The following is an 11,389-nucleotide window of genomic DNA, read 5'->3' as shown; positions in this document are numbered from 1 at the left end:
CCAATCCGGTTCTCAGGGCGAGCCGACGGGGTGCAGGCCGGTGAATTCGAGTCCGGCGGTCTCGTCGAGTCCGAGCGCGACGTTCGCCGCGTGGACCGCCTGCCCGGCGGAGCCTTTCATCATGTTGTCGATAGCCGAGAAGACGACGAGGCGCTCGTTCGCGGGGTCGACCTCGAAGCCGACCTCCCCGAAGTTCGTCCCGGCGACGGCTTTCGGCTCGGGGTAGCGGTAGACGCCCCCGCCGCCGGCGACCGTGCGCATGAACGGTTCGTCCTCGTAGCTCTCGCGGTACGCGCCCCAGAGGTCGCCCTTCGTGACGGGCGAGTCGGGGAAGACGTGACACGTCGCCGACGCCCCGCGCACCATGTCCACCGCGTGGACGGTGAACGACACCGAGAGACCGAGGAACTGCTCGATTTCGGCCTCGTGGCGGTGTCCAGTCGGCGCGTACGGGCGGACGACGCCCGAGCGCTCGGCGTGCGAGGAGGCTTTGCCAGCCGACGCGCCACCTTCCGACGAGCCGACTTTCACGTCGACGACGACCTGCTCGTCGCCGTCCAGAACGTCGGCGTCGAACAGCGGTTTGAGTCCGAGAATCGTCGCCGTCGCGTTGCAGCCACCGGCGGCGATGAGGTCCGCGCCGGGCAACTCGTCGCGCGTCAGTTCGGGCAGCGCGTAGACCGACTTGTCGAGGTACTCGGGCGCAACGTGGCCGTCGTACCACTCGTCGTACTGCTCTTCCGTCTGGAGACGGAAGTCAGCCGAGAGGTCGACGACGGTGTCGGCCGCGTCCCGAAAGGTGTCGATGTGCTCCATCGAGACGCCGTGGGGCGTCGCCGCGAACAGCACGTCGACCGATTCGAGGTCTTCCGGGGAACTGAAGCGGAGGTCGAGTTCGCGGAGGTTGGGATGGACCGAACCGACGGTCTTGCGGTCGTACTGGCGGCTCGTCGCCTGCGCGACCTCGAACTCGGGGTGGCCCGCGAGCAGGCGAAGGAGTTCGCCGCCCGTGAAACCGGAGCCGCCGACGACGGTCGCCGAGAGGCTCACGCGAGCGCCTCCGTGGCCGTCTTCTCGGCCGCTTTCGATTCGAGCCAGTCGACGACGGCGGCGGGAACGTCGACGTCGGTCGTCCCGTTCAGCGCCTTGAACTCGACGGTGTGGTTCACCTCGTGGACCGTGTAGCTGTCGCCCGTCTCCATCAGGTCGACGCCGAGCAGGCCGCCGCCGACGGCGTCGCTGGCCTTCTCGACGAGTTCGAGCGCCTCGTCGTCCAGCTCGAACTCCTTCGTTTCGCCGCCCTTCGCGGCGTTCGTGAGCCAGTGTTCGGAGGAGCGCGTCATCGCGGCGACGGGTTCGCCGTCGGTCGCCACGACGCGGATGTCGCGGCCGGGTTTCTCGACGAACTCCTGGACGTAGAACACCTTGTGCTCGTAGTGGCCCAGCGTCGCCTTGTGCTCCAGAATCGCTTCGGCGGCGCTCCTGGAATCGATCTTCGCCATCAGACGGCCCCACGAACCGACGACGGGTTTCAGGACGCACGGGTAGCCGAACGACTCGATGGCGTCCATCGCGCTCTCCTTCGTGAACGCCACCTTCGTCTCGGGCGTGGGCACGCCCGCCTCCGCGAGCGCGAGGCTGTTCTTCGCCTTGTCGGCGCAGATTTCGGCCGTTTCGGGGCTGTTGACGACGGGCACGCCGTAGCTCTCGATGAAGCGCGTCGCGTACAGCGAGCGCGACGTGGCGAGACAGCGGTCGACGACGATGTCGAGGTCGTCGACGGGCGCGGTCGTGTCGTGCAGCCCGAACTGGTGCTTGCGGACGTCGACCTTGGTGACGTCGTGGCCGCGCTCACGGAGCTCCGTGAGGAGGAGCTTCTCGTCCTTGCGGATGCGCGAGTAGAGGATACCTATCTGCAACTTCACTCCCCCCAGTCCTCTTCGAGCTCGGGGGCTCGGTCGAGGACCGGCGGGTTGACGTCGATGACTTCGAGTTCCGCACCGCAGGTGCCGCAGTCGATTATCTCTCCGGTTTCGAGGTCGTCGGCGAGGTCCAGCGTGGCCCCGCACTCGGCGCATTCTGCTTCGGTCATGGTGTACTCACCGCTTGTGGGTTAGCAACCTTAAATGCAGCGAATTTGTTTGTGAAAATTAATAACGGAGTCGCCGCTAAGCGAGTCGAGAGCGTTCGTAGCCGCCGTTTTGGAATTTGGTGTCGGAATTCCGAGTGATGTTGTCCCCCGAAGGGGACGGCGGCGGGAGCGGAACTCCCGCGAGCCCTCGGGTTCCGACCGCCTCACCCGAGGACGGCGGCGGGAGCGGCGCGCCGACGACCGTTCGGACCGGTTTTGGCAGCGGTCGCGGTTCCGGTCGCGGTCGTCGGCCCCCCGCTCGCGGTCGTCGCGGGAGGCGCCGGAGTCGCGGAGCCGAGGCTCGCGGTCGTCGGAGTCCTCGGGGTCGTCGCAGTCGCTCAGACATAGTTCGCTACCTCCGCCTGCAGTTTCTCGTCGGCTTCGGCCAGCGCGTCGCACCGTGCGGCGACCGAGTGAGCGTCCGCGTCGAAGCGCGTCCCCGCCTCGTCGAGTTGCGTCTCGACCGCCGACGCCGCGGGGCCGCCGAGCGAGTCGCGAGTGGCGACGCTCTCGGCGGGGTCGAGCGCGGCTTCGACGGTCTCGCGGTTCACGCGCGTCCAGAGGGACTCCCCTAAAACGTCATCTGCGGCCGCGTCAAGTTTTGCAGCAGTAGTTGCCGGGTCGTCCCCGTCGTCGATTCCTTCGGCCGCGGCGGCGACGATTTCGTGCGCCGTGCGGAACGGCATCCCCGTCGCCGCCAGCGCGTCGGCCACGCCCGTCGCCGTCGAGAAACCGTCGCCCGCGTCCGCGGCCAGTTCGTCGGCGTTCCACGCCGCAGTAGCGACCGCGCCCGCCGCGACGTCGGTCGCGTTGACGACGGCGTCGACGGCGCGGAACGCGTGCGGGTGCGCCAGTTGCAGGTCGCGGTTGTACGCGCGGGGGAGGCCTTTGAGATTCGTCAGGAGGCCCGTGAGGCCGCCGACGGCGTCGCCCGCGGTGCCGCGGACGAGTTCGAGCGTGTCGGGGTTCTTCTTCTGCGGCATGATGGAGGACGTCGAGGAGTAGTCGTCCGAGAGGTCGACGTACCCCTTGTTCGCGAAGATGACGAGGTCCTCCGCGAGCCCCGAGATGGTCGTCGCGTGCGTCGCGAGCGCGCCGAGCGTCTCCGCGAGGAAATCCCGAGAAGAGGAGGCGTCCATCGAGTTGCCGAGCACGGAATCGAAGCCGAGCAGGTCGGCGGTGCGCTCGCGGTCGATGTCGAACGGCGTGCCCGCGAACGCCGCACCGCCCAGGGGCGATTGGTTGATGCGTCCGTAGGCGTCCAGAAGACGGGCCGTGTCGCGGGCGACGGCCGCCTCGTACGACAGCAGGTAGTGGGCGACGGTGACGGGTTGGGCGGGTTGCAGGTGCGTGTAGCCGGGCATCACCGTCTCGGTGTGCTCGGCCGCGGTTTCGCGGAGCGCCTCGCGGAGCGCGAGCGTTCCTTCTATCGCGTCGAGGACGTCCTCGCGCAGGCGGTAGCGGATGCAGGTCGCCACCTCGTCGTTGCGACTGCGGGCGGTGTGCATCTTCCCGCCGTCTTCGCCGACGCGCTGGATGACCGCCGCTTCGATGGCCTCGTGGACGTCCTCGCCGTCGGGGAGTTCGGCGTGTCCCGCGTCCTCGACCGATTCGAGCGCGACGAGGATGTCGGCGGCGTCGCCGTCGTCGACGATTCCCTGCTCGGCGAGCATCACGACGTGCGCGCGGTCGACGGCGAGGTCGGCCTCGAAGATGCGTTCGTCGGCCGCGAGGCTGGAGAGGAAGTCGCGGGCGGGACCGCCGCTGAAACGGTCGCGGCGGATGACGTCGCCGGCGGACTCCTCCGTCATGGATTACTCGTCCTCTTCGCTCTCGGTGTTCGTCTCGTCGCCCGTCGCCCCGCCGTCGGCGGCGAGTTCGGGTTTCTCGACGTTGTTCGCCACCTCGTTGGCGAGACGCGACTGGAAGCCGTGGTACTTGGCGACGCCCGTCGCGTCGGCCTGCTCGATGCCGTCGACCGTCTCGGTGTTGAACGAGGCGGCCGACTCGGAGTAGACGGCGTATTCGCTCTCGCGGGCGACCGGGCGGGCCTGTCCGCCCTGTAGCTTGACCGTCACGGTGCCGGTCACCGTCTGCTGGCTGTCGTCGACGTAGGCGTTCAGCGAGTCCATCAGCGGCGCGTCGACGAGGCCCTCGTAGCCCTTCTGGGCCCACTCGTTGTCGACGGTCGTCTTGAAGTCGCGCTCCTCTTTCGTGAGGACGAGTCCTTCGAGCGCCTCGTGGGCGGTGAGGAGGACGGTGGCGGCCGGGTGCTCGTAGTTCTCGCGCACCTTCAGACCGAGCATGCGGTCCTCCATCATGTCGGTGCGGCCGACGCCGTACGCGCCCGCGAGGTCGTTGAGGTGCTCGATGAGCGCGAGCGGCTCCATCTCCTCGCCGTCGACGGCGACGGGGTAGCCGTTCTCGAACTCGATTTCGACGAGTTCCGTCTCGCTACCGGGCGCGTCGGTCCACTCGTAGATTTCTTCGGGAGGAACGTAGCCCGGGTCTTCCAGTTGACCGCCCTCGATGGAGCGACTCCAGAGGTTGGTGTCGATGGACCAGACGCCCTCGTTGCCGCCTTCGACGGGCAGTTCCTTCTCGGCGGCGTACTCCATCTCCCACTCGCGGGTGAGACCGAGTTCGCGCACGGGGGCGATGACTTCGAGGTCGGAGGCGCGCCAGACCGCCTCGAAGCGGAGCTGGTCGTTGCCTTTGCCGGTGCAGCCGTGGGCGATGCCCTCGCAGCCGTGTTCCGTCGCCACGTCGAGGATGGCCTCGGCGATGACCGGACGCGCGAGCGCCGTCCCGAGGGGATATCCCTGGTAGGTCGCGTTCGCGCGGACGGAGTCGAGGCACTGGTCGGCGAACTCGGCTCGCGCGTCGACGACGTAGTGTTCGAGGTCCAACGCCTCGGCCGTCTCTTCGGCCTCCTCGAACTCTTCCTCGGGTTGGCCGACGTCGACCGTGACGCCGATTACTTCGTCGTACCCGTACTCCTCCTCGAGGAGCGGGACGCAGACTGTCGTGTCGAGTCCGCCGCTAAACGCGAGTGCCACGCGTGTCATTACTCCATGGTGGAACACTCGGGGTATTAAATTCTGCGCTTTGGTGTTCGGAATAAAATTGAATACTGGAGGCTACGCGGCCGAAAAGGTGGAAATCTGCACTTGGCAGTTCGAGCAAAGTGCGACGACGATGGGGGTGAGATAGAGTAGGGCCTAGAGGCCCGGTCGCGGCGCTCGCACGGCTCGGACGGGGGCGGCCGGTCCGGCGCGGCGAGTGCGCGTCATTACTGGATTGGTAATATGGGGACGCTATTAAACGCTTTCGGGGCGGCAAGCGTTGCTGTTCGAATTCGGGGTCGTGAGGGGTTGCGAGTGAAACGGTCCTGTGATGGCTCCGTAGTCGACAAACGAGAGAGGGAACGGCGAGTCGAAGACCGCTGCCGGGCGCAGCGAGAGGCCGCACCCTCAGACCACCGGCGAGCTTTGCTCGCCGAGCTGCCAGAACGCAACGCGTTCCGGCAACTCCCCAGCCTCGCAGTCGACACGAGAGTCGACCGCTCCCTCGCGTATCTATCGGGCGGACGGAGCCGCCCTCCGGCGCGCGCCGGAGCGCCGTCTCGTCGGCGCGAGAAATGCGCGAGGGGCGACTGAGCGAGCGCGAAGCGCGAGCGAAGGAGTCGGCTGGGGAGGGTGAGGTATCTCGGTGCGCCCGGCAGTCGGAGTCGACCGCCGAACTCCGTATCGGGCGTCCCCCCGACTCAGTCTCTCCGCTCACCGTACCGACTCCCACGAAAACGACACCGAACGAACACACACGTCCGAGACTTTTAACCCCGTGACGCGCAAGCGGGGAGTAGTGGCTGAGACGAACGGACACATGCGGTTCTTCCCGTACGAGGAGCCCTACCCCAACCAGCGGGCGGCGATGGACGGCATCGCCAACGCGTTCGCGCGCGAGCAGGACGTGCTCATCGAGGGCGCACCCGGTACGGGCAAGACGCTCTCGGCGCTCGTCCCCGCGCTGGAGTTCGCCCGCGAGAACGACAAGACGGTCGTCATCACGACGAACGTCCACCAGCAGATGCGCCAGTTCGTCGAGGACGCCCGCGCCATCACGCGCACCGAGCCGATTCGGGCCGTGGTGTTCCGCGGGAAGGCGTCGATGTGCCACATCGACGTGGGGTACGAGGAGTGTCAGAGCCTCCGCGACACGACGCGCTCCGTGGCCGAGAAGGAAGAGGACAAACAACAGCTCGAACGCCGCCAGGAGCAACTGCTCGAACGGAGCCGCGACGGCGACTCGGGTGCCGCGGAAGCCCGCAGCGCCGTCATGGACGAACTCGACCAGCTAGACGACGAACTGGAGGACCTCCGCGAGACGAACGTCTGCGAGCACTACTACAACAACCTCGTCCGAGACAACACGGAGTTCTTCTCGTGGCTGTTCGAGGACGTGCGCACGCCCGACGACGTCTACGAGTACGCCGACGAGCACCACCTCTGCGGGTACGAACTCCTCAAGGAGGGGATGGAGGGCGTCGACCTCGTCGTCTGCAACTACCACCACCTGCTCGACCCGATGATCCGCGAGCAGTTCTTCCGGTGGCTGGACCGCGACCCCGGCGACGTCATCACCGTCTTCGACGAGGCGCACAACATCGAGGGCGCGGCCCGCGACCACGCCAGCCGAACGCTCACCGAGAACACCATCGAGAGCGCGCTCCACGAACTGGAGGAGGCCGACGACTCCCGAAGCGAACCGGCCGCAAACGTGCTCGAAGCGTTCCTCGGCGCGCTCCGTCGAACGTACGACGAGAGCTTCGGGTTCGGCGAACGCGAACAGGTCGGCGAGAACTGGTCCGACGTCGGCATCGCCAATCCGGACCGCCGCGACGACCTGACGCTCGAATTTCTGCAGAGCTACGAGGGCCGCGGCATCGACGCGGAGGTGGAGCTGGCGCTCCAACTCGGAAAGTCGCTCGACGAGCAGTACGAACAGGCGTACAAGGACGGCGAGACGACCAGTCGGAAGGAGTGCCAGACGCTACAGGCGGCGGCGTTTCTCTCGTCGTGGATGGAGGACGGCACCAAACTCGGCCAACATCCGATGGTCTCGGTCCGACGTGACAGCGGCACCGAGGAGATATACGGCCGCGCCGAACTGTACACCTGCATCCCGCGGCAGGTGACCGAGTCGCTGTTCGAGGAGGTCCACGCGAGCGTCCTCATGAGCGCGACGCTCCGCCCCTTCGACGTGACCGAGGACGTTCTCGGCATCGAGAACGCGGTCACCCTCGCCTACGGGATGGAGTACCCCGAGGAGAACCGGCGGACGTTCGCGGTGCAGACGCCCGCGCTGTTCGCCAAGGAGCGAAACGACGAGTCGACGCAGGAGACCATCGCGAGCGTGCTCTCGGACGCAATTCGGTTCACTCCCGGAAACACGCTCGTCTTCTTCCCCTCCTACGCGGAGGCGCAACGCTACTACGAGATGCTGGGCGGGAGCGGCCTCGGCGGCGCGTCCCTGGGTTCGCTCATGCTCGACGAGGCGGGTACGCGCACCGAGGACCTCCGCCAGCGGTTCGTGTCGAGCGAGAACGCGACACTCTTCACCTCGCTGTGGGGGACGCTCGCCGAGGGCGTGAGCTTCGACGGCGACGACGCCCGGACCGTCCTCGTCGTCGGCGTCCCCTACCCGCACCTCTCGGAGCGGATGGAGGCGGTACAGGACGCCTACGACCGGGCGTACGCCGACCGAGGCCGGGACCCCGGGTGGCGCTACGCCGTCGAGATTCCGACGATTCGAAAGACCCGGCAGGCGCTCGGACGGGTTATCCGCTCGCCCGAGGACTTCGGGGTTCGCGCGCTCGTCGACAAGCGCTACACCTCGGCGAGCGACACGATGGGCAAGTACGGCGTCCGCGACACGTTCCCGCCGGAGGAGCGGCGGGAACTCATCGACGTCGGCCCCGAGAAGCTGAAGTTCGCCATGCTCAACTTCTACGCCGGCCACGACGCGTACGACGGCGAGCCGCCCAGTCCCTAAGTCGCCGATTCCGCCGACAGAGCGTGTCAGAAGCCGTTTCGGGCGAACGCTTATCCGCACACCATCCTAAGCCGGGATATGCGAGCGCGACCCCCGGGTCCCCGCGGTGTGCCGCTGTTCGGGAGCAGCCGGCAGTACGCGAGGGACCCCTTCGGTTTCCTCACCGCCTGCGCCGACGCCTACGGCGACGTGGTCCACTTCGACCTCGGGCCGCTGGAGACGTACATGCTCACAAACCCCGAGGACATCGAGACGGTGCTGGTGAGCGAAGCCGAGAGATACCGAAAACCGCGGTTTCAGGACGACGCCATCGGCGACCTGCTCGGCGAGGGGTTGCTCCTGAGCGAGGGCGAAACGTGGCGCGAGCAGCGCGAGTTGGCGCAACCGGCGTTCAACATGCAGCGCATCGCCTCGCTCGACGGGACGATGACCGACTACACCGAGGCGATGCTCGACGAGTGGCGCGACGGCGGGACGCTGAACGTCCAGATCGAGATGGCGCGGCTGACGGTCAAAATCATCGTCGAGGCGATGTTCGGGTCGACGGCTGGCGACGACCGCGTCCAGCGGGTACAGGAACACCTCGAACCGCTCGGGGCGCGATTCGAACCGGACCCGCGGCGCTTCCTCGTCCCCGACTGGGCGCCGACGCGCGAGAACCGCGAGTACCGCGAGGCCATCGAAGTGCTCGAGGGAATCATCGACGAGATCGTCGACGAACGCAGGGGAACCGAGAACAACCCCCAGCGAATGGACCTCCTCTCGATTCTCATGCGTGCGCAGGCGCGCGGCGAACAGACCGACCAGCAACTGCGCGACGAGATGATGACGATGCTGTTGGCGGGCCACGACACCACCGCGCTGACGCTCACGTACACGTGGTATCTGCTCTCGCAGCATCCCGACGTAGAGCAGAAGGTTCACGCCGAACTCGACGAGGTGCTCGGCGACGACCCACCCACGGCGCGGGATACGCGAAAGATGCGGTACACAGAACAGGTGCTACAGGAGACGATGCGCCTGTACCCGCCGGTGTACACGCTGTTCCGCGAACCGCTCGTCGACGTGAAACTCGGCGGGTACCGGGTACCAGAGGGAGCGGCGGTGATGCTCCCGCAGTGGGCAGTCCACCGCTCTTCGAGATACTACGACGACCCTCTCGAATTCGACCCGGACCGCTGGACGCCCGCCGAGCGCTCGAAGCGTCCGCGGCTCTCGTACTTCCCGTTCGGGGCCGGCCCGCGCCACTGCATCGGCAAGCAGTTCTCGATGCTCGAAGCCAAGTTGATTCTCGGCACCGTCGCCCGGAAGTACTCGCTGGAGTACGTCGGTGAGGACGACCCGCTCACGCTTCGTGGGTCGCTGACGATGCATCCGCGGAATCCGATGGAGATGCGGCTGCACGCACGTGAACGATAGCCGCTACCCCCGAAGCGGAACCGTCCCGACGACTTCTCTGTACTCCGCGCTCCAGACGTCGAGTTCGGAGACGGTCCACGTCACCGGGTCGAATTCGGCGTTTCGGAGCGCGTCGACCGCGGACGGAGAACCGCCGCGGGCGAGCGTCACGTGCGGGACGTAGTCGTCGCCCTCCAGCCCCGCTATCGCGTCGAACCGGTCGACGAGTCTGTCGTGAAGCGCGAGGAGGCCGGGGCTGTCGACGACGAGGTAGACGACGGGGCCGTCGCCGCGGGTCGGTCGCTCGAACGCGTCGATGCCCGTAACTCGCGCCTCGAACGTCGGTTCGTTCGCCAGCGGCAGACGAAGCGTCTCGCGGAGACGGTCGTACGACTGGCTCTCGAAGCGTTTGACGACGAGCGTGTGGCGGTCCCGTATCGTCTCGAACGCGGTCAACCGCGGGTAGAGTTCGTCGGCCAACCGCTGGACTGACCCCGGCACGGGGACGTTGAGGCTGTAGCTCACGTCAGATCCACCCCGCCGCCGAGAGCGACGCGTGCCAGTCGGTGGCGTAGTCGGGTGAGGTCGCCGACTCGCCGACGAGACAGAGCCCGTTCACCGACTGGACGCCGTCGAACCGGCCGCGCCACCCGATTCGGTAGCTGTCGCGCCCGCCTTCGTCCGCGCCGTCGGCGACGCGGGGGCGGAGCCGACCGTCACGGAGTGGGAAGTCGACGCCGAACGTCGCGCCGCCACCGCCCTCGCCCGTCGCCGCGACCGATACCGCCCGCGGGCCGCTCACCCGCGCGGTCGGCGCGGAGTCGAGCAGTTCGGTGGCGGAATCGAGGTCGAGTCCCACCTCGAAGCTCGTGAGCGCGACACCGATGGAGCGGCCGACCGCGTCGAGCCACACCGAGTCGTTCAGCGGTCTGGCCGCACACCAGAGCCAGTAGGCGACGTGGCGGCGGCCGTCGGTGTCGAAGCGACGGAGCCCGTAGCGGGCGATGGCGGCGTCGGCGACGGCGTACGCGTCGCCGTCGAGGGTGGCCCGAAGCGAGAGCCGCGTCCCGTTCTCGAAGTCGACCTCCGTCGGTGCGGGGGCCTCGCCGGTTCCCCAGACGCCGCCGTCGCCGTACCGACGGTCCATCCGGGAGACGTAGCCGGCGAACGTGCGTTCGTCGAGTCGGTCCGAGTCGGCCGTGAGCGACATCGACTCGCTCGCAGTGGCGACGACGACCGGTGGCGCACGACCGAGACAGCCGACCGTCGCGACGCCGAGCGTACTCGCCGCGGCGACGCGGCGGAGAAACGTCCGGCGGGAACTGGTCGGTGTCGTCATCGGCACCGACTACGCACGGAAGTACAAAAATCCGTCAGGTGCGCGCATGGGAGAGACGGGACCACGCGCGCGGCGCGGGGCGACGGGTTCAGAGCCGGTCGACGAGTTCAGAGCCGGTCGAAGAACCAGAGCACGATGAGCGCCACGACGGCGAGACCCAGCAACGGCTGCAGCGGGCCGAGCAGTCCGCCGACGATGCCGAGTGCGGTCCCGACGATTTCGAGCACGAGCCAGACGACGACGAGAACCAACACGACCTTCAGGAGGTCCTCGACGTCGAGTTCCGCGCGACTTCGACTCATACACTGACGTGACTGTTCGGTACGCAAAAATGCTCCGGCTACCTCTCGACCCGTCGACAGTTGGATGGGAGTTCGTCACACTCTGCAGTGGAAGCGAAGGGGTCGGCGACGCGAAAGCGGTGAATCGCGAGTGACACTTATCTTCGGTCGGTCGCTAGGCACTGT

At 67.4% G+C, this 11,389-nt stretch carries 10 protein-coding genes; 2 read left to right on the top strand and 8 right to left on the bottom strand.

The genetic code is table 11. The annotated features are described in order from the left end of the window. Positions 1-12: 12 nt before the first annotated feature. The 5 genes from argC to FCF25_RS06910 all read right to left on the bottom strand — a co-directional run bounded on the left by argC (position 13) and on the right by FCF25_RS06910 (position 5,199). Positions 13-1,050: an N-acetyl-gamma-glutamyl-phosphate reductase gene (gene argC, locus FCF25_RS06930; RefSeq protein ID WP_137047890.1), complete on the bottom strand. Its 1,038-nt coding sequence runs from the start codon at positions 1,048-1,050 to the stop codon at positions 13-15. Beyond that, positions 1,047-1,919, bottom strand: a complete 873-nt coding sequence (lysX, locus tag FCF25_RS06925) for a lysine biosynthesis protein LysX (RefSeq protein ID WP_137049370.1) — start codon at positions 1,917-1,919, stop codon at positions 1,047-1,049. Before lysX ends, argC begins: the two co-directional genes overlap by 4 nt. A gap of 2 nt (positions 1,920-1,921) precedes the next feature. After that, on the bottom strand, positions 1,922-2,092 hold the full coding sequence (lysW, locus tag FCF25_RS06920; RefSeq protein WP_058583370.1) for a lysine biosynthesis protein LysW: 171 nt from the start codon (positions 2,090-2,092) through the stop codon (positions 1,922-1,924). A gap of 377 nt (positions 2,093-2,469) precedes the next feature. After that, positions 2,470-3,942 carry an argininosuccinate lyase gene (gene argH / locus FCF25_RS06915; RefSeq protein ID WP_137047888.1) on the bottom strand — a complete coding sequence of 491 codons (1,473 nt, stop codon included), beginning with the start codon at positions 3,940-3,942 and terminating at the stop codon, positions 2,470-2,472. 3 nt (positions 3,943-3,945) lie between these two features. Continuing rightward, a complete protein-coding gene (locus tag FCF25_RS06910; protein WP_137047886.1) occupies positions 3,946-5,199 on the bottom strand; it encodes an argininosuccinate synthase in 1,254 nt (417 codons plus the stop codon). Positions 5,200-6,016: 817 nt separating this feature from the next. Between FCF25_RS06910 and FCF25_RS06905 the strand changes: the two genes are divergently transcribed. Then, on the top strand, positions 6,017-8,185 hold the full coding sequence (locus FCF25_RS06905) for an ATP-dependent DNA helicase (protein ID WP_117594203.1): 2,169 nt from the start codon (positions 6,017-6,019) through the stop codon (positions 8,183-8,185). 78 nt (positions 8,186-8,263) lie between these two features. Then, complete coding sequence (locus FCF25_RS06900) at positions 8,264-9,604, top strand: cytochrome P450 (RefSeq protein ID WP_137047884.1); 1,341 nt, start codon at positions 8,264-8,266, stop codon at positions 9,602-9,604. Positions 9,605-9,607: 3 nt separating this feature from the next. On the opposite strand, the gene FCF25_RS06895 is transcribed toward FCF25_RS06900, so the two are convergent. From FCF25_RS06895 to FCF25_RS06885, 3 genes are all read right to left on the bottom strand, one after another. Continuing rightward, entirely contained in the window at positions 9,608-10,108 is a 501-nt protein-coding gene (locus FCF25_RS06895) for a 2'-5' RNA ligase family protein (RefSeq protein ID WP_137047882.1), read from the bottom strand. Between the two features lies 1 nt (position 10,109). Further along, on the bottom strand, positions 10,110-10,922 hold the full coding sequence (locus FCF25_RS06890) for a hypothetical protein (protein ID WP_117593736.1): 813 nt from the start codon (positions 10,920-10,922) through the stop codon (positions 10,110-10,112). Positions 10,923-11,029: 107 nt separating this feature from the next. Then, entirely contained in the window at positions 11,030-11,224 is a 195-nt protein-coding gene (locus FCF25_RS06885) for a hypothetical protein (protein ID WP_117593738.1), read from the bottom strand. Positions 11,225-11,389 lie beyond the last annotated feature (165 nt).

The sequence above is a fragment of the Haloprofundus sp. MHR1 genome (assembly GCF_005155585.1).
GTDB classification, from domain to species: Archaea; Halobacteriota; Halobacteria; order Halobacteriales; family Haloferacaceae; genus Haloprofundus; species Haloprofundus halophilus.
This window is presented reverse-complemented; position numbering and strand designations above follow the sequence as displayed.